This window comes from Mesorhizobium sp. M7A.F.Ca.CA.002.09.1.1 (genome assembly GCF_003998555.1).
Lineage (GTDB): Bacteria > Pseudomonadota > Alphaproteobacteria > Rhizobiales > Rhizobiaceae > Mesorhizobium > Mesorhizobium ciceri.
Window position 1 is genome coordinate 1 of sequence record NZ_RZRR01000016.1, and the last position, 18285, is coordinate 18285.

Sequence of the window (18285 nt, forward strand, 5' to 3'; positions counted from 1 at the left end):
GTGTTGCCACCGTCGATCCTTGGATGGCCGTCAGGGCTGCAGATGAAATCTGCCGGCCGGCCAGAAGGCGTTTGGTGGAAACGACCATAACCGCTCGCAGAATCGCGGCCCCCAAGACAAGCGCGTCACCCGGGCTGACCCTGCTGATCCCGCCAGTGAGAATGCCGACACCGATGCACGCTATGGCAGCACTTGCCAAAATGCCCGTAGGTGGAAGTCGCCGTGATAGCCCATAGTCGATGCTCGGCGTGAAAATCACACAAAGCGATATGATCAAGGCCGTGTTCATTGCGCTTGTCGATGCAACGCCGTAAGTTTCAGCAATAAAGATGCAAAAAAGTATTGTTCCCAATGCGAAGCCGCGGATGAAATCGCCCCAGGAGACCAATGCGATCTCATGTCTTGCAGCCACTGCCGTAATGATCGTAGTAATCAGGAAGCGATAAAGAACAAGTATCGAAACCGGCGCGTAGAACAGTGCGCCTTTCCCGACCGGATAGCTCGCCCCCCAAACGAATGCGACTCCCAGCAAGGCTAGATCCACCGAGAAAGATGGCGTCCGTGTTTTCCTGACAGGTATTGGAGAACTTTCGAAAACGTCCACCTTCAAAGTTTCCTTTGTGTTAGCCATCCACCCCTGCTGCGAGGGTCAAACAGATCAGGTCGTTCAGCCTCTTGGGCGATCCGTGCCGCGGCGTACTTGTTTTTGGTAACGCAAGTGCCGTGCCGATTCGGAAAACCATTGCTAGACAACAACCTGGTCGCCTTGATAGTTCGGCGGTTCATGTCCATTGTTGTCAGAATGCCGACAATGACTTCAACTGCAGGGATCCTACCGGCAGGGCCTCAAGGCGAACACGCGGCTCCAAGATGCCGACACGATGGCTGGTTCAGCCATGCTTCGACAGTTGCCTGTTTTTTCAGTTCCTTTGCTGTTCGTGCGCTAACCGCAACGCTCCATACTAGTCTCGCGTGGCTGTCCCCGTGGGGTGGGCGGCAGAAAGCGATTAGGCCCGCTGAAAGAGGCGAACCGCATCCGAAGGATCGTAACCAAGAGAAGGACCTGAAGCGAGAGCGAAGGTTGCGGGAGGCCGCGGCGGGCCTAAAAGGCAATGCCGACCGCCCCAGGAAAGGCTGACAAAAACCGCAGCGGCCGACTGTCCAATAGGGTGCGCCGGGCCAGGGCGAGCCAAATGGCAGGGGCTGCCGGGGGACCCTAAGAAAAGCCTGGGTTCACGAGCACCCGGCGCGCGCCATCAGGCGGCCAGCTACTTGGAGGGCGGGTGTATCATGCCTGTTTGTCGGGCCGAACCAGATCCATGTGGCTGACGCCGAGGGCCAATGCCAGTTCATAGATCGTGATAATTGTCGGATTTCTTCGGCCTTTCTCCAAGCCGCTGATGTACTGCTGACTGAACCCGGAAATCTCCGCAAGCTGCTCCTGCGTCAGGCGCTTCCTTTGCCTGATCCTCTGCACATTCCGTCCGACCAACTTGCGCATATCCATGCACGCAAGCCAGCGGATCAGGCGGCTTGAGTTTATCAACTATAATATGTAATCCACATTTAGCAGGCACAGGGCTTCGCGGGTCCATTGGCCGGAGATAGAATTAGCGATGTTGCAGCCCAGATCGAACACGCCGTTCGCCGACGAGGTCCCCTGGTCGGACCGCATTACAGCCTACGACAAGGACCACTTTACAACCTATATGAGGCTCCTGGACGCCTCGGCCGACAACGCCACTGAAGAGGAAATGGCCAAAGTGATCCTCGGCATTGATCCGGCACGCGAACCTGAGCGCGCACGCAACGTTCTTCGCAGTCATCTCGACCGTGCAAACTGGGTGGTGACGAGCGGCTACAAGGATTTGTTCGCCAGTTGACGAAATGGGCGGTGCGGTCGCTTCGCTTCAAGCAACGAAGTCGCGCAACCGCCATGCATCGACGTATCACCACAGCGCGGATGGCCCAGCGCTTCGCTGTCTCATCATTTTGTCCTCCGCTCGCCAATGGCTGCTTCCCAGGAATGGGTGCGGCGGCGAATCATGACAGGAACGGGTCCGCCGTCTGAGCCGCACCGCATCCGAAGGGCCGGATGGACAACCTACTGAAAGCTCACAGCTGGCTAAGGGTTGCGGGACGCCGCGGCGGGCCTAGAAGGATGCGGCGCCACCTGCTGAGAAAGGCACAAAACAGAGCGAATTGCGAGAGTCTAACGACGCGCTAGGAGGCGCAGCGGAATGGTCGAGACGCCAGAGCCAAGAAAATCGGGGCTCGACCCACCGGCACACGGCACGCGCGGTGATGGGCGCGGGCGCCCACTACGTGCGCAGGCTCAACAGAATCTCACACGGATCAGCATCGAGGGCCGCAGTTACGTCGAGAAACTCAATGACATCGAGACGCCGTTCGCCACCCTCATATTTCGCCACGAAAGATTGCGGACGACCAAGCTTCTCAGCCACCTGCGCCTGCGTCAGCCCTTTGACATTGCGCAGTGAGATCAACTGGGCCAGAAACCGCTGGTGGCGGGGAGATCGAAGAGATTTGGGCATTTAGGTGAACCGGCAGGTAGAGACCGGCTCAGCGACTAATCCCCGTTTCGGATTATCCCATTTTGGGATATTCTGCCTTGGATCCAGCGATCAACATGCGAGGTTCGCGGCAGACATGAATCAATCAACGGGAACAGATAGGACTCAAAGCTCAACACTGCTCGACGAAGTCCCTTGGTCTGACCGTCTTACCGCCTACGACAGGGCGCACTTTACCATCTATATGAGGCTCCTGGACGCCTCAGCCGATGAGGCGCCCGAAGAGGAAATGGCCCAACTGATCCTCGGCATTGATCCGGCACTTGAACCGGAGCGCGCCAGGAAGGCGCTTCGTAGTCATCTCGACCGTGCGAACTGGATGGTGACGAGCGGCTACAAGGAATTGTTCGCCAGCTGACAAATTCGCAGTGCTCGGTCATAGAAGCGTTCCTGTGCCATTGGTCAGGCTGATCGGGGCCTGCACCACAGACGCGCCGGCAAAATGGACCCGGTGGCGAGCACAATTCAGTTCCCAGGAAATCGGGGTTTGGCAACTGTCCGAGCGTCTGACGTGATAGAAGGTTCCGCTCTGTCTGGATGGGTATTAGCCCGGAGCAGCACTCCATATCGTACCGGCGCTCGACGAAGGGTCCACCTCTTCGCTTTCAAGCCGCATAACCGATAGCCATCGCCCTAAGTCAAGGGTTAGAGATTACCGGCAGGCAGGTATGCAAGCGGGCCATCCTCGGAAACTATATAACCGCACGACTAGCTGTGAGCTTTCGGGAGGTTGTCCATTCGGACCGGACCGGGGAGACTGGAGTTACCAAGCTTCAGCACTCACCGGAGGGTCCGAATGAACATCCATAAGAATGCCCGTCTCACACCGCTGCGTCGAGAGGAGATGGCGCTGTCGGTGATAGAAGGCGCTTTCTCCAAAGCCCATGCGGCGCGTGTCTACGGCGTGTCGGCCAAGATCGTGGCGCGCTGGGTCGAGCGCTACAAGTCCGAAGGGCGGGCCGGCATGATCGACCGTTCCTCGCGGCCCGCCAATATGCCGCAGGCCACCGCTGCGTTGATCGCCGAGCGCATCATGGCGCTGCGGCGGCAACGTTGGACCGGCAAGCACATCGCCCATGAGGTCGGCGTCTCGCCCGCCACCGTTAGCCGGGTTCTCAAGCGTGCCGGACTGTCGCGGTTGCGGGATATCGAACCGGCCGAGCCGATCCGACGCTACGAGCGCGAGCATCCTGGCGAGATGATCCATATCGATATCAAGAAGCTCGGTCGTTTCGAGCGCATCGGTCATCGCATTACCGGCAAGCGCACCGGCAATGCCAGCTCGCGCGGCAGCAGTTGGGAGTTCGTCCATGTCTGCATCGACGACGCCTCCCGCATCGCCTTCTCGCAGATCCTGCCCGACGAGAAAAAAGAAAGCGCCATCGCCTTCCTCAAGGCGGCGGTGGCCTACTACGCCAGCCTCGGCGTCACGATAGCCCGCGTCATGACCGACAACGGCTCCTGCTACAGATCAAAGGCCTTCGCCAAGGCCTGCCGCGATCTCGGCCTCAAGCACGTCAGGACAAGACCCTATACACCCAAGACCAATGGCAAGGCCGAGCGCTTCATCCAGACAGCACTGCGCGAATGGGCTTATGCCATCGCTTATCCGACTTCAGATCACCGCGCCGCAGAGTTGCCGGTCTGGCTGCACAGATACAATTGGCACCGTCCCCACGGGAGCCTAAAGTCCAAAACACCTATCAGTCGCCTCGCTCTAACCGAGGACAACCTGTTGAGGCTCCACAACTAGCTCGTCAGCGACGACACACCCGCTCGAGCACCCATAGACTATGATCACCGGCGCGGACTGGAAGAATACGGCTGCATCGCCCGAGCCGGCGGAACAGAAGATCTCGGCATCCAGTCAACGCTCGATACAAAGCGCGCGATCGAATGGCCCGAGCACAAGGGGATCAAAAAGCTTCTCAGACAATTGAGGACCCTTCGGACCCCAAAAGGGCTATAGCCTGATTTTGGGTTCGCACGCCTAGCTTCTTCTTGGCATTGTCCAAATGAAAAGCGATCGTGCGTGGCTTGATACCCAAGATGCGGCCGGTCACCCAGGCTGAATTACCCCGCGCTGCCCACCTCAGGCACTCATATTCGCGGGATGTCAGCGAAACCCCATCCACTGTTCGATCGCTCGGCAATTTGCGGCGAACGCAACGATGAAAGCAGGCCGCCATCAGTTGAAGAGCTTGTTCGTACCGCTCAGCGACCCGAAGAAATACTGGACGAGGCTCATCGGCGGCAAAAGTAACCGCAGCGATGCGGCCGCGGAGATCGACAATTGGGATCGTCAAACCGCAGCAGATGCTGAATTGAGCCGCCTCATCGAATAGCTGCTGTTGAGCCGGCGACATTTTATCGCCTCCCAAATTCGATCCCCAGTGAAACGGGCAGCCGCCATTTCGAGCACGCAAGACCACAGGATCGAGTTTCTCATACTGATTTTCCAGATACTGTCTGGTCCAGCGGGGTGGATAGTTTGAAATTAACCTCGGTTTGCCGGAAGGCCGTGCTGGCAAGGAGAGGTAGGCAAAGAAGATTAGGTCAAGTCGTCCGGCCGCCTCAGCCATGGCATCCCGGAAATCTGCCTCATCGATACTCTGTGACAGTCTTTCAAGGAATGTCTCGAAAACAAGTGGCATGTGCCTCGTCATCGTCGCGCTCGATTCTTCCTCTTTCTGCACGCCTTCCGGCTGCGTCGTGTATGTCCCGACAAACGTGATTGAATTCGCGGGCGTCGCTGGGCTGACCGGGCTCCAGAATGCTGCCACACTTTCGATCTTCGTCGGTCATCCCAATCATGCTGGGCTCACCCGATGGGCGTCTGGCAGACGCCTCATGATCTCAACAGCTCAATCAGAGAATCTCCATGCATTAAATCATGACCGCCCCTGCACCGACCAAATCAGGAGAAATCATCCTGCGCTGACCAAAAGCCATCATTGACCCCAGCTTTTGCAGGAATTTGGGTCGGCATTAGCATAACAATTCGGATAGCCGCTCATCCCCCACCCGGGGCGCCGTGATCCGCAAAGAAGTGTTGCGATGCTTTCTTTTCTTTGATAGGCAAATCGTCTCAACAATATTAAAATGCCTTTCCTTGTGAACGGGGTGGCGTGTGAGTATCGTCCTTCTATATACCTGACGTGATAAAATTCACCGCAATGATTATGGCCCGCTGCAATGATGTAAAGGGCACGTCTAAGCTCAATCTGCATCGGAACGTGCAGATGACCTTTACCAGACCCTCGATCCCGCACGGGCCATAATGATACTGATTACGTGGGTCAAAAAGGGCGCCCTGCCGGCGGGGAGGTACACCCGCAGGGCGCGCCGCACAGAGGTCCTGGTCGTTGGGCAACAGGACAGCGGCGGCAGAACTGATTCGGTTACAAATCGTGACTGAAATAGCCCGGAGCATGCTCAAGATCAGATATCTGGAATTCAACAGTTTTGGGTCTGCTCGGCGCAGTAGCGCGCAGGGACATGCCTGCCTCCGGACTCGCTCCTTCGCGATCGCAAAATCATACGGCACCCTCGGCCTTCAGCGCGCGATAGGTGGTATCGACCGACTTTACCGTCGCGTCGACAATGATGTCGATCTCTTTTCGGGTAATGATCAGGGGGGGGGCATAACCGAGGATGTCGCCATGCGGCATGGCCCGTCCGATGACACCATTCTCAAACAGAGCAGCTGCAGTGCGCACCCCGACCTGAAGGTCGGGTTCGAATGGTATCCTTTGTTTTGGGTCCCGCATCATCTCTACGGCCGACAGGATACCCACTCCGCGAACTTCACCAACGATGGGATGTCCCGCCAGCTCGGCCTTCATCCGGTCTTGCCAATACGGTCCAACATCGCGGACATGCTCCAGAATATTTTTTTCTTTAAGCAGTCGAATATTGGCGAGCGCGGCTGCGGCACAAAGCGTGTGCCCCGAATATGTCCAGCCGTGGCCGAGTGCGCCGTGCTTCTCAGTTCCTTGTTCCAAAACCGACCAGACACGGTCGCCAATGATTGACCCGGAGATGGGGAGGTAGGCGGAACTCAAACCCTTTGCGATGGTCACGAAATCCGGACGCATGTTATACAGGTGGGAACCGAACTTCTCGCCGGTTCGCGCGAAGCCACAGACCACTTCATCCGCGATTAGAAGGATATCGTATTTGTCGAGCACCGCTTGAATGGACGTCCAGTACCCTTTGGGGGGCGGCACAATACCTCCTGTCCCAAGTACCGGCTCTCCGATAAAAGCTGCAACCGTTTCCGGTCCTTCGGCCAGGATCAAGGCTTCAAGCTCATCGGCACAGCGCCGGGAGAACGCTTCCTCGCTCTCCTCGACACGCGCCTGGCGGTAATAGTGCGGCGTGGTTGTATGGCGCACCAAATCCAGAGGCAGGTCGAAGAAATTGTGAAAGAAGGGAAGGCCAGTTAGGCTACCCGTGACCAATCCAGACCCGTGATAGCCGCGATTTCGCGAGATGATCTTTTTCTTTTCGGGCCGGCCAAGAATGTTATTATAGTACCAGACCAGCTTGATGTTGGTTTCGTTGGCATCGGAACCGGAGAGGCCGAAATAGACCCTTCGCATGTTCTGACCGAAATACTCGACCACGGCCTCTGCCAACAGGGCGACCGGCTCCGTACCTTGGCTGGCATAGACGTGCGCGAACGGCAATTCGTGTGCTTGCCTGGCAATGGCCTCGGCGATCTCCGTGCATCCATATCCCATGTTGACGCAGTAGAGTCCTCCGAAACCGTCGAGGCTCCTTCGGCCTTCGGTGTCCCAGATATAGACGCCTTCCGCACCGGCCATAATCCTATTTGGCGTTTCGCCTCGGCTGTGCTTGGCCAGATGCGTAGAAGGATGGAAGACGAAGCTTCTATCCTTCTCCCGGAGTTGCTCGGTTCCCAGATTGCTCAAGCGCATGTCCCTCTCCTCGCGATAAATTGGCGGAGGGCACTCGGCCAGCCACCTGTTTAGCAAATAGCATACCGGAAACGTCCCTTGAGTTTCTCGGGAATGCAGGTTATTCGCCGTGAAATTCGCGGGATCGGCCCGAATTGCCGTGAAAACTAAGGCGTCACCTTCGCCTTAGCCGAGGGTCGGGGGCGCGTCCTGCAAACACGAACAGCTTACGACGCGCATGCGCCCAGCATAGTGCCCGATTAGCGGGCGATATTGACGGATGAATAGCGCTCGGGACGCTGTTCCCGCCGGCCGCGCGAGGCACGATAGAGCGCCGGCGGCCATGTTCCGCCGAACTGCCGGTCATCCCTTACATTCTGACGGTCCGGATCGGTCTTGCCCTTCCCAAGGGTGGTAATGAGGTGATCAGGGGCAAAGCACATTCGCCTCGATCAGCAGGCAGCGGGTTCCGTGCCGCGGCACAGGCTCCAACCTGGTTGGCCAGCGCTGAGAGGCTGAGGTCGTGCCCTCGCGCATATTGATAGCTTTGGCGGTGCGGCGGCTGGTGCTCGGCAGACTTCTCGAAGGAGCATAGCCAGAAGGTTCGGCCCGGCAAAGACGCGCGGCGAGAGCTCCTTGCCATTGACATCTTGATTCGCAGCCGACCAGCGCCGCCAAGTTCTATCGTCAGCGTGTTGCCTTTCTTGCGATCGCAAATTCGTGGTTGCTGCGCAGGGCGAGCCGAGCTGCGGCTCGCAGGAGGGGGCGAGCCGACAGAATTGCGCGGCCTGAAAAGCTGCCTCCATCAATGCTGGCCGCTCGTGCAGTCTCGAAACGCTGGATCAAGCCTCAAACATCGAACAGCCGCTCCTTTTCCTCGCGAAACCAGCGCCCTCGCGCGACATGATCTTGTCTGACGATCCGACGCTTCGAGCGGGGCTCCTCTAATAGGTTGCACATGACCTGCAGCTTTCAGCCAAACTCAGCAAATCGGACGTCGTGCTCTTCTTATCATCGCTCGGCAAGCTCGGAACACGCTGGCGGACGTTGCTAAGGCTAGTCGCCGCCAGCGGATGGCGAGGATGTTTGGGCGGCTAAGTGCTTTTAGGTGGCGATTATAAGCCGAGATCGCGATAGGTGCTTTCGCCATAGCTCCTGGCGCCATCGCCACGCTGAGCGTTTGAAAGCCGATGAAATTCGCTCGGCCAATTGGCTAGCGCGTGCTTGATGGCCTTCATCTTGAACGGCACGTGCACAACACATTTGTCCCTGATGATAGGCGGACAGCTCACATCTTGTTGCCGCGAGCCGTTAAGGTTTGCTGCGATTATCGGCAGACCTAGATCAAGAGCCAATTCCATTTCCCAGCGCACGAAGCGAAAAAGGTTTTTCGTCTTCTCACCGATCAGGACAAGTACCTGGCTCGATCCATTCATTCTGTTGCGAAGATTGCGTTTAACATAATCTTCGTCCTGTGCTCGGCTCGTCATATTGTCCAGATCGTGAGCGTTCGCGAATTCAAAACTCACATTCTCGCTGGCGTTCCACCCTTTCATAAAGCGGTATGCCCAAGCGTCTTCATCGCCGTCAAATATTACATAGGTCGGATCGCTGTATGCCATTGTTGTCTCTTAGTTGTTTTGACGAGCAACCCACTGGGTGTGCTCCCGTGAGAAAGCCAGTTCGGCTTCGTTCACCGCGGCGGAGAATGCCTCATCCGAGTTGGCGTCCGTAATAAGGTCGGCAGTCAAGCCGATCTCGTGAGCTGTCAACGTGTAAGCCGATGCCAATTCGTTAAATTTCTTGATCTGGGTCCACCCAATAAGGGAGGCGGCGATGACAATTAGCGGCTCGGTCGGCCAGCCTGGCATCGCGGGGTCAGCGATGCGTACTACGATGAACGAGAATCCCAGAGCGTATGCAAAAATACCAAGGCCCATCCAGACTTTCGCGGACCTCTTGTTCGAGCGCGCCTTCTTCTCGTACCACTTCCGTTGGTCGCAGATTCGTCTCTGCAGATATAGGTCTTTTCTTTCTTTTAGCGGGGAGTCCCTTATCGACATCATCTGGTCGGTTGTTTGGGGGGATGCTGAATCGGTGCCGCTCAACGCGCTACCAAGGTGACGATTGCTATCAAGGATACCTTCCATGAGCTTTCGAAAATCAGCTCTGGCGTCAGCGGCGCGCGCGTCATCGAACGGCTGTGCTCGCATCGCGAAGCGCCAAGTCAATGTCTTCACCGACTCTGCCAGAGCTCGAGCCTGATACCAGACCTGCTCGGGCTTTGTGACCGACCGGAAAATGAGGACTCCCATTGAGCAAAGAAATACCGCAGCATAGACACCGAAATAGGCTTTTGATGGCGACAAGTCCAAAGAGAGCACCGACGCTAAAAAAAGAAGAACGTACTCTGCCCGGATCAGGCGCAGAAACGTCGCCTGCTGCTCGTTGGATGCCACGTCGGCGCTATTATAGAGTCCAGGATATTTCATTTTTGAAGCACACCAGTCTATTTTGTGGCGGTAAATTCTTTAAGCCAGGATTTGGCAAACGTGAGGTTAGCAGTCGAGCTTACAGAGCCTATTCTTGAGCGAGGCGCGGTCCCTCTGTTCATAAACAGGAATGCAGGTCCTGTCCCATCAATGTAAGGGTATAGGCCCAAAAATTCTTGCCCGGAGAATGTTTCCGAAGAATTTTTTGCCACGGGCAGAACCGCTACCGCGGTCCGAAACCCATCGAAAAAGCCAAGCTCCCAAGGCATCCATCTGGATCCTGGAGAATTGTTTGAATGCACATAGATTAGCGTCTTTGACTGCCTCATACGGGTCCGCAGCAACTCGGCGGTGGCCGAGGAGACTTTTGTGCGGTCCAGTTGTGAATCTTCGACCCAATCTACGTAAGCAGTGAACCCAAGCTCCTCGAAAATTCGCTTCACACCGAGAACGATCTCTGCGTCCTTGAAAGAATGTGACAGAAAAACGTCGAATGACGATCTGGCTGTAGCTGCGGCCGTCTCTTCCTTTAGAACGATCGATGCGGCTCTATGTCCTCGACTGGCATTCGCAACTCTTTTCAGCTCTGCCTCGGTCAGTAGCACTATTCAAATCCCCCCATGATCTGTTCGCAATCTATGAACTTGACGCCCATTCGATTAAGCGACCCTTGTCTTGTGAAAACTGGCACCATGCTCTCCAGCCGGTAGCGCAACCTCCACCTTCTCAAAGACCACGTCGGGTGGCAGGAGTGACCGGCCTTGTCACCCACCTACGCGATCCCGGCACAGCCATGCTCCTCGCTTAGAAGGCTGCGGAGACCAGCAATGTCAAACAGGACAGACGATCTCCTAATCTCGAACAGCAACGAACTTAGGACGTAAAAACGCGATCTCCGAATGTCCGCAGGCGTCGAGGGCCGGGTTGGTCGCCAAGGCCGAGCGGGCCAGCTTGCACTCCCGCTACCCGTCGGCTTGCCAAACCCTCGCTGTAGATTTCGCCCCCTACACGGATGCGCTGACCGCGACTAAGCTCAATCGCCACTGATCGCCAATCCAGGGCGAAAGTTCCCCCCTTGAAGTAGCGGTAGAGGCATTTTTCGGCACTTCGCATCTTAGATATGGACGCCTCCTCAACCAGGCACGATCCGGTTTGGCTTCTCGCCGTAACCGTGCTGGGCAAGTGCGTCCGATGGCTGCTTCGATCCTCTCCTGGAATAGATCGGTTCCAGATTGCTCAAGCGCATCGTCCTTGCTCGCGATCAACTGGCGGATAGCGCTCGGCCACCTTTTTCCAGCAATTAGTATACCGCAAATGTCCCTTGAGTTTCGTCGGAATGGGTGCCTTTTGCCGACGAATCTACGGGATCCGTGCCAAACGCCGTTGAAACTTAGCTTTTGGGTTACCGTTGCCTCAGGGCGGACAAAGGTATCGGTGAATTGGACTTCACTGGTTTCGTGACGACAAGGCTATAGTATTGATCAATCCCCAAGCCTGCCTGCAGCAGTCCCTCCATGAAATCCTGATAGGCGGCCATAGAACGAGATGCGACCCGCATCAGATAATCCACGCGCCCCCCAATTGCCCAGCAGTCCAGGATTTCCGGAATGTCTTGGATAGCAGTTTCGAAGTGTCGTTGGTCCTCAAGACGATGACGATCCAGCACGACCTCCACCATCACAAAGATCATGCCGCCGATGAGGGCAGGACTCAGCCGCGCATAAAATCCCTCAATAATCCCCGCGGCCTTGAGTGCTCGGAGCCGCTCCGAACAGGCGGACGCCGAAAGATGAACTCGTTTTGCAAGCTCACTTTTTGAAATCCGACCGTCTGCCTGAATTTCGGAGAGGATCCGCAGGTCCCAACTGTCGAGTTGCACGGGATCGGGTTTCGACTTCATAACCTATGCTCTCAGCGATGACATCGCGTTGTGTGCCGATCAATTCTATCATCAATTGAAACGAGCGAATGTAGCAGTGGAAGGCATCCGTTCCAGGCCCGAGATGTGCCAGAATGGGGTACGAAAATCAGCTGAGGGTGAGCGATCCGCTGAGAAAAGCTGCAGAAGTAATTTGGCTATCGCCCCAACGCCCAACGGGGCAATGGTGCAGCTGGAGAGAATAGTCGGCGGCGGCGGAGACCATGATAAATAGATAACCGATTTTCTTGAATCTCGCTGCCGTACTTGATAGACGCGCGACTGCATTCGACCCTCGATCGCATGGACGGCATACTCAATGCAGTATTCACTCGCACATTCAACTATTAGGGTGAATTGAAGGCCTTGCTTGGCCGGCTCGCCGAGGCGCAGGGCACCGCAAATGCCGCTCGTCTTATGGCTTGCCCGATAATTTGGCGCTCGGGTCTGGCCGAAATCGCCCAACCGGAAAGACTCAAACACCGATGTTGCGTGCGATGCTGTCGGCTGCCATACGCTTACGCCACTCAAGAGGCCCGGAATTGTGAATGGAGTTTCCCTCAACATCGACAGCCATGACGACGGGCATGTCCTGCACATCGAATTCATAGATGGCTTCCATGCCCAGGTCTTCAAAGGCGACAATCCGCGCCGCCTTAATCGACTTTGAAATCAGGTACGCAGCGCCACCCACTGCAGCAAGGTATGGCGTTCTGTGTCTTACAATCGACGCGATGGCCGCCGGTCCCCTCTCCGCTTTGCCCACCATCGCGAAAAGGCCGGTTTCGGCGAGCACCTTGTCCGTAAAATCGTCCAAGCGGCTGGAGGTTGTTGGACCGGCGGGTCCAACGACTTCATTCCTCACTGCCCGGACGGGACCGACGTAGTAGATCACGCGGCCCCTCAGATCGACTGGGAGCGGCTTGCCGGCATCAATCAGTTCGACCATTCGTTTGTGGGCAGCGTCACGGCCCGTCAGCATCTTTCCAGAAAGCAGGAGCGTTTCACCGCAGCGCCACGATGCCGTCTCTTCCTTCGTAAGCGTATCTAAATTGACCCGCCGGACGCCGGCTGGGTTCAATTCGTCGGCTCCGATGTCGGGCCATTCGCGCAAATCGGGCGGCTGGAGGCTGATGGGTCCAGAGCCGTCCAAAGTAAACTTCAGGTGCCGGTTGGCGGCGCATTGCGGGATGAGCGCCACAGGCTTGGACGCTGCATGAGTAGGATAGGTCGCAACCTTGACGTCAACGACTGTCGTCAGACCACCAAGGCCTTGGGCGCCGATACCAAGCGCGTTGATCCGCTCATAAAGCTCAATCCGCAGCCCCTCTTCTGCGCTTGACGCCCCCCTTGCGATCAGTTCCGCCATATCTATGGGCTCGTTCATGGCCTCCTTGGCCAGCAGCATCGCCTTTTCAGCGCTACCACCGATGCCGACAGAGATCAGTCCAGGTGGACACCACCCGCTGCCAAGGGTCGAAACGGTATTGACCACCCAGTCGGAAACGGAGGCGGTGGGATTGAGGGTGGTAAAACGTGCCTTGTTCTCCGACCCGCCGCCTTTCGCGGCGATGGTGATCTCAATCTGGTTACCTTGCACCAGGTCGACATGGACAACTGCCGGTGTGTTGTCGCGGGTGTTGACCCGTCTAGCGAGGGGATCCGCAACGATCGATGCCCGAAGGGGATTGTCCGGATCGAGATAGGCTTGACGTACGCCCTCATTCACAAGATCCGCGAAACTGGCTGTTGACTTAATGCGGGCATCCATGCCGACCTTTGCGAAGACAACCACAAGTCCGGTGTCCTGACAAATCGGGCGCCGCCCAAAGGCCGCCATGCGGGAGTTCAGCAGAATCTGACCTATGGCATTCTTCGCCGACGGGCTCTGTTCTCGCGTGTATGCGTGAGAAAGAGACCGGATATAATCTGGAGGATGATAGTACGAGATGTACTGAAGGGCGTCGGCGACGCTCCTTGTGATGTCGCTACCGGCCATGGTCCGTGTTCTGTTTCCCACCGGATTTTATCCAAATGAACCGAGGCCATTGACCATTTTCAGAATCTGGAAGCTTCGCACCCCCTGCTCGCCGCCTTCATATCCATAGCCGCTTTGTTTGACTCCTCCATAAGGGGCATCAGCGGAAACCCCTTTCAGGTAATTCACACTAACAGCGCCCGCAGAAAGACCGCCCACAAGCCTCTGTTGCGTATCGGCCGCGCCAGTAAACAAGTAGGCGGCCAGACCGTACTCCGTGGCGTTGGCTTCATCGATCGCCTCTTCGATCGTATCGAAAGGAGCCACGGTGAGAATTGGTCCGAACGGCTCTTCATGAAGCACTCTCGCTTCCTTCGGTACGCCAGTCAGGATGGTTGGCGGCCAGTAAAACCCCGGTCGGTCAAGGGGGATGCCACCGGTCTCGATTTGGGCGCCGCCCTCTACCGCATCTTTGGTCAGGCGTTGCATGGCCTCGATTCGCCGCGCGTTTGCCATGGGACCCATCTGCGTTGCAGGGTCATCCGGTGGACCGATCCTGATTTTTCGGACCGCCTCCGTCATCCGGAACAGGAATTCCTCATAGCGGGATCGGGCGACAAGAATCCTGCTGGGCGCATTACAACTCTGGCCCGCGCACTCGAATTTGTATTCCGAAATAGCCGGTATCGCCGTTGCCAGGTCGGCATCTTCGCACACAATAACCGGGGAATGTCCACCGAGCTCAAGGATGCAGCGCTGCAGATTATTCGCGGCCAGTGTGGCCAGCTGTTTCCCAACAGCGGTCGACCCCGTGAACGTCAAGACTTTGACAATTGGCGAACTGAGCAGATGCCGTGATATATGCACAGGAACACCGAACACCAGGTTGACCACGCCTTCCGGTATCCCTGCTTGACGCAAAGATTCCACGACATGGACAGCCACGCTTGGCGTCTCTTCGGCCCCTTTGAGGATCACCGGGCAGCCTGCCGCCAGCGCGGGGGCGAGCTTGCGGGCGATGAGAACGGCTGGATAGTTCCACGGCGTAAAGGCAGCGACGACACCGAGGGCCTCCGGGACGATCATCCTGTTCGGACCCAACGGAATCGGGGTCGACAACTCATCGGCATGCCGGCCATTCCATTCCAGCGTTTCGACTGCGCGCGCGTACTCTCCTGTTGCTTCGGCAATCGTCTTTCCCTGTTCGGACGACAGGTCCCTGGCTGCGGCGCCAGCTTTCTCAGCCAGATTGCTGGCGGCAGAGACGAGGATCTCGCCACGCTCTTTGGCGGGGCGTGAGGACCACGCCTTGCGGCTGCGTTCTGCCGAAGCAAGAGCTTCATCCAAGTCTGGAACCGTAGCCGAGGCCACTGAGGCAAATACCTTCTCCGTCGCCGGGTTGATCACCGGCAAAGTGGCTCGGCTACCACCGGCTCGCCATTTGCCATTAATGAAGAGCTCGTAGCTCCTGGCGTGGGACATCGCGGGCTCCACTTGTGATTCTGGCCATGCGAGCGCCGTTTCAATTTTCGAAGCCGCTGAGCTCGCTTGAGCCAGTTTCATCGCGATGGTCGCAGCGGGTCAAATATCGATTAGTGCCTAAATCCATCTGGAATCCAGATCGATCTGTTCCGACAGGAAGGAAGTCATGCCGTTGTTTACAGATCGATGGTTCTCAGGTCGCGTCAGGAGCCGATGCTACCCAGCCCCGGCTCTCAATCAATTCTCTGGCGACCTTCGGAATGAGCTTGCGGACCGCAGAAACGGCCGCAGAACGCTCATCTTTGGGATTTACAGCAAGCACCACGGAGCGGGTAATTACCGGATCGACTATCTTGACCGTCCGGACCAGCCCTTGAGAGGCTTCTTTCTGAACGGCAGACGGGGCGAGAATAGAATGCGCTTTTCCCTCTACGACCATGTTGATGATCGTTGAGAGCGAGTCCACTTCAAACTTGACGTCCATCGCGCAACCGTGTTGTGCGACGACATCAGCCACCGAACGCCTGACATTGTTGTTGCGCATGGGAACCGCCAGGGGGAATGCATGCAGGTCGGCCAGAGATATCGCATCTTCAAACGGTGGCTCGCCGGACGGAACCACCAGACAAAGGTCTTCGCGCGCTAGCACAGTCATTCGCCCCACACTGTCCGCAGTGCGGTACAGAACCGCCAGATTGAAGCGTCCAGCCGCCATCCATTCCTCTAGCGGTCCCGTCATACCCTCGACCATCTTGAGGGACACCTTGGGCAGTTCGTGTCTTACCGTCTCAAGCAGCGGACCGCTCAGGACGCGAGCAGCTCCAGACGGAATGCCAATAGTCACCTCCCCGGCGGGGGAAGCGGCTGTGTTGGTCAATTCCACCTCGGTAATTCGAATTTCTTTGAGAATCGCCCGCGCCCGCTCCAGGAGTTTGGCTCCTGACGCCGTCACGCTCACGCCGGTCCTGTCGCGTATCAGCAGCTGAGTGCCGAAGCCTTCCTCCAATTGGCGCACATGCAGACTCAGCGCACTCTGGGCGACATTCAGAAAGCCAGCGGCCTTCGTGAAACTGCCTGCTTCGACCACGCCAACAAAGTATCTTAACTGCCTGATTTCCACGGGTACTCTTCCGAGGGCGGACTGCAATGATGTAATCTATCTCGAAATGTGATGGCGCGACAGCAATAATTGCAGAGCGACATGACGCCTAACTGTCGTGTCATCTCAGTGTGGTTTGACCAAAACCGTAACCTATGTGTCCAGAATGGACCCAACCCGCCGAGGCTTCAACCGGCCAACTCGGCGCCCTGATCCATGGAGATGATTTCTCGGACCCTTCGAATAACCGGTAGATCGACCATCTTCCCGTCCAATGTGAACGCGCCTTTGCCTTGCGCCGTCGCATCTTTTTCGCCGCGAGGACACGACGGGTCCCTCGAGTTCTTGTGCGCTTGGTGAAAAGCCCCATCGATGTTTAAATGGATCGCCTGCGGCCCCACGAAGTTATCATTGTCTAAGAATCGCCGATGCTTCCTATCGAGCCGAGACTGCCGCATGGGGAACAGAACGGAAAGGTTCGGCGTCAAAAGCAGGTCGAGTTCTGGGGCACCGCCAACAGCTGCACTGAAGTCTTCAGTACCAAGCGCCATTGCAACCAGCGGCGCTAACAAGATGGGAAAGGAGGTCATTGCTATTGCCGCTGGCGGACTTCGGCCGGCCACCCCATTTCCTCTTCCGAGAGGTGAATTGTCCAACCAACCCTGCTGACTAATGACGAGCATGATCGTATCGTCAACGTGTCACAGAATTGCTTGCAAGCTCACGGCCTCAGCTGGGCCAACGAACATTGAACTCCGTGGACGAAGCCTGGACCCGTCGTCATCCAAGTCAATCCGCGCCTCGATGAGGGGACAGATCCTCAATTGGTTCAGCTGGCTTGCAGTATTGCACCTAGCAGTCACGGCGAGGACTGGGATTTGCGAAGAAGGCATTCTCGCAGTGCGGCCGTACGGTACCTCATTCCTGGCACACTGGATTAGATCGCTGGCGACATTAAGATCAGGTGTGACCGAGGTGAAATTTTATGTCGAAAACCTGAAGGCAGGGCGTCAGGCAGGGCGATTACAGAGATCCTATCGGACATGTCATCGCAGTTTCATCCACCATTGCTCGACCGAGGCGACACTCATCGTCCCATCAACCTAATCCATTGGTCGATCACGCCGTTCACGACCCTTGGCGAAGAAGGAATCAGCAGCCCCTAGGCTCAATTGGAAAGCGGGGCGGGGTCCATACGTATCTTCGTTTCCGGGCACCTCATGCTAATGAAGCCGCGACAACAGGTTGGTTATGCACCCAGGTGCTGGCCAATCCGGCTTGACTGGAAAGTTTCATACCCAGGCCTGGCACAGGCGAGCGTGATGCCGCTCTCGCTATGTTGGACCGCAGACGCCGCGACGGCGCATCGACTGGCGCTGGCGAAGCCTAGGACGCGCCAGTCAAGGACCTGCAAAGAGCAAGATCACGCCGCGCGTTGCCTTCAACGCCCATTTGAGCAGAAAGCAACAAGCCTCGCGTATAGCGATCGATGACCGCACGAAGCGCCATCCGGGCTATGATCTCAGTCAGCACTGCCCTAAGGGGTCAGAGGAGGGTTCGGTCAGTCAAGACCTCAGACGGCATGGCCAAGGTCAAGCTGCGAGGATGTGCCACCGCGGGCGCGGCATAACTTGGCGGGCTACAATTTGGTTCGCTTGCCCAGGCTGCTAGCAGCGCCGGTAGTCGGCCGCGCCGGACTGGCACCTACGTCTGGTCCATGAACGGTTGCTTTAGCAAAACCGAAGTCCTCGCCAAAACTCTTCGCCGACGTGCGACGACCGCGCCGGTGCTCGTTCCGGG

The 18285-nt window shown here is 57.0% G+C and carries 15 protein-coding genes and 1 pseudogene; 3 read left to right on the plus strand and 13 right to left on the minus strand.

Going from position 1 to position 18285, the window contains the following annotated elements:
- Together EN994_RS01620 and EN994_RS01625 are read right to left on the minus strand one after the other, a co-directional pair.
- Positions 1-631 (minus strand): EamA family transporter (locus tag EN994_RS01620; RefSeq protein WP_127307378.1); only part of this gene is annotated, 631 nt, incomplete at its 3' end.
- A gap of 657 nt (positions 632-1288) precedes the next feature.
- The gene (locus tag EN994_RS01625) at positions 1289-1507 is read right to left on the minus strand and encodes a helix-turn-helix transcriptional regulator (protein ID WP_029354714.1); all 219 of its coding nucleotides are present in this window, start codon (positions 1505-1507) and stop codon (positions 1289-1291) included.
- A 109-nt stretch (positions 1508-1616) separates the two neighbouring features.
- Here EN994_RS01625 and EN994_RS01630 point away from each other — a divergent pair, with 109 nt between their 5' ends.
- Positions 1617-1883, plus strand: a complete 267-nt coding sequence (locus tag EN994_RS01630) for a DUF2285 domain-containing protein (RefSeq protein WP_063169299.1) — start codon at positions 1617-1619, stop codon at positions 1881-1883.
- Between the two features lie 438 nt (positions 1884-2321).
- Here EN994_RS01630 and EN994_RS01635 read toward each other — a convergent pair whose 3' ends face one another.
- On the minus strand, positions 2322-2555 hold the full coding sequence (locus EN994_RS01635; RefSeq protein WP_082826573.1) for a helix-turn-helix transcriptional regulator: 234 nt from the start codon (positions 2553-2555) through the stop codon (positions 2322-2324).
- 115 nt (positions 2556-2670) lie between these two features.
- Between EN994_RS01635 and EN994_RS01640 the strand changes: the two genes are divergently transcribed.
- Entirely contained in the window at positions 2671-2952 is a 282-nt protein-coding gene (locus EN994_RS01640; protein ID WP_063169301.1) for a DUF2285 domain-containing protein, read from the plus strand.
- 438 nt (positions 2953-3390) lie between these two features.
- On the plus strand, positions 3391-4347 hold the full coding sequence (locus tag EN994_RS01645; RefSeq protein ID WP_063169302.1) for an IS481 family transposase: 957 nt from the start codon (positions 3391-3393) through the stop codon (positions 4345-4347).
- 175 nt (positions 4348-4522) lie between these two features.
- Here the strand turns inward: EN994_RS01645 and EN994_RS01650 are convergent, their stop codons facing one another.
- The 10 genes and pseudogenes from EN994_RS01650 to EN994_RS01695 all read right to left on the minus strand — a co-directional run bounded on the left by EN994_RS01650 (position 4523) and on the right by EN994_RS01695 (position 17075).
- On the minus strand, positions 4523-5260 hold the full coding sequence (locus EN994_RS01650; protein ID WP_082826574.1) for a LuxR family transcriptional regulator: 738 nt from the start codon (positions 5258-5260) through the stop codon (positions 4523-4525).
- Between the two features lie 870 nt (positions 5261-6130).
- Complete coding sequence (locus tag EN994_RS01655) at positions 6131-7537, minus strand: aminotransferase (RefSeq protein ID WP_063169303.1); 1407 nt, start codon at positions 7535-7537, stop codon at positions 6131-6133.
- 190 nt (positions 7538-7727) lie between these two features.
- Positions 7728-8148 (minus strand): annotated as a pseudogene (locus tag EN994_RS35880) (transposase); the annotation flags it as partial.
- 483 nt (positions 8149-8631) lie between these two features.
- On the minus strand, positions 8632-9138 hold the full coding sequence (locus EN994_RS01660) for a TIR domain-containing protein (protein WP_063169304.1): 507 nt from the start codon (positions 9136-9138) through the stop codon (positions 8632-8634).
- Between the two features lie 9 nt (positions 9139-9147).
- Positions 9148-10008, minus strand: coding sequence for a DUF4231 domain-containing protein (locus tag EN994_RS01665; protein ID WP_063169305.1), 861 nt, complete (start codon positions 10006-10008; stop codon positions 9148-9150).
- A 1402-nt stretch (positions 10009-11410) separates the two neighbouring features.
- The gene (locus EN994_RS01675; protein WP_063169306.1) at positions 11411-11908 is read right to left on the minus strand and encodes an Lrp/AsnC family transcriptional regulator; all 498 of its coding nucleotides are present in this window, start codon (positions 11906-11908) and stop codon (positions 11411-11413) included.
- Between the two features lie 493 nt (positions 11909-12401).
- Entirely contained in the window at positions 12402-13925 is a 1524-nt protein-coding gene (locus tag EN994_RS01680; protein WP_063169307.1) for a fumarate hydratase, read from the minus strand.
- A 27-nt stretch (positions 13926-13952) separates the two neighbouring features.
- Positions 13953-15386, minus strand: a complete 1434-nt coding sequence (locus tag EN994_RS01685) for an NAD-dependent succinate-semialdehyde dehydrogenase (protein ID WP_063170369.1) — start codon at positions 15384-15386, stop codon at positions 13953-13955.
- 193 nt (positions 15387-15579) lie between these two features.
- Positions 15580-16506, minus strand: a complete 927-nt coding sequence (locus EN994_RS01690; RefSeq protein WP_063169308.1) for a LysR family transcriptional regulator — start codon at positions 16504-16506, stop codon at positions 15580-15582.
- A 167-nt stretch (positions 16507-16673) separates the two neighbouring features.
- Positions 16674-17075 (minus strand): hypothetical protein, encoded by a 402-nt coding sequence (locus EN994_RS01695; RefSeq protein ID WP_063169309.1) that lies wholly within the window; start codon positions 17073-17075, stop codon positions 16674-16676.
- Positions 17076-18285 lie beyond the last annotated feature (1210 nt).

What these genes read in the sequence shown, in the direction of transcription:
- EN994_RS01625 (WP_029354714.1), bottom strand. Translation starts at nt 1,507, where the DNA reads ATGGATATGCGCAAGTTGGTCGGACGGAATGTGCAGAGGATCAGGCAA.
- EN994_RS01630 (WP_063169299.1), top strand. Translation starts at nt 1,617, where the DNA reads ATGTTGCAGCCCAGATCGAACACGCCGTTCGCCGACGAGGTCCCCTGG.
- EN994_RS01635 (WP_082826573.1), bottom strand. Translation starts at nt 2,555, where the DNA reads ATGCCCAAATCTCTTCGATCTCCCCGCCACCAGCGGTTTCTGGCCCAG.
- EN994_RS01640 (WP_063169301.1), top strand. Translation starts at nt 2,671, where the DNA reads ATGAATCAATCAACGGGAACAGATAGGACTCAAAGCTCAACACTGCTC.
- EN994_RS01645 (WP_063169302.1), top strand. Translation starts at nt 3,391, where the DNA reads ATGAACATCCATAAGAATGCCCGTCTCACACCGCTGCGTCGAGAGGAG.
- EN994_RS01650 (WP_082826574.1), bottom strand. Translation starts at nt 5,260, where the DNA reads ATGACGAGGCACATGCCACTTGTTTTCGAGACATTCCTTGAAAGACTG.
- EN994_RS01655 (WP_063169303.1), bottom strand. Translation starts at nt 7,537, where the DNA reads ATGCGCTTGAGCAATCTGGGAACCGAGCAACTCCGGGAGAAGGATAGA.
- EN994_RS01660 (WP_063169304.1), bottom strand. Translation starts at nt 9,138, where the DNA reads ATGGCATACAGCGATCCGACCTATGTAATATTTGACGGCGATGAAGAC.
- EN994_RS01665 (WP_063169305.1), bottom strand. Translation starts at nt 10,008, where the DNA reads ATGAAATATCCTGGACTCTATAATAGCGCCGACGTGGCATCCAACGAG.
- EN994_RS01675 (WP_063169306.1), bottom strand. Translation starts at nt 11,908, where the DNA reads ATGAAGTCGAAACCCGATCCCGTGCAACTCGACAGTTGGGACCTGCGG.
- EN994_RS01680 (WP_063169307.1), bottom strand. Translation starts at nt 13,925, where the DNA reads ATGGCCGGTAGCGACATCACAAGGAGCGTCGCCGACGCCCTTCAGTAC.
- EN994_RS01685 (WP_063170369.1), bottom strand. Translation starts at nt 15,386, where the DNA reads ATGTCCCACGCCAGGAGCTACGAGCTCTTCATTAATGGCAAATGGCGA.
- EN994_RS01695 (WP_063169309.1), bottom strand. Translation starts at nt 17,075, where the DNA reads ATGACCTCCTTTCCCATCTTGTTAGCGCCGCTGGTTGCAATGGCGCTT.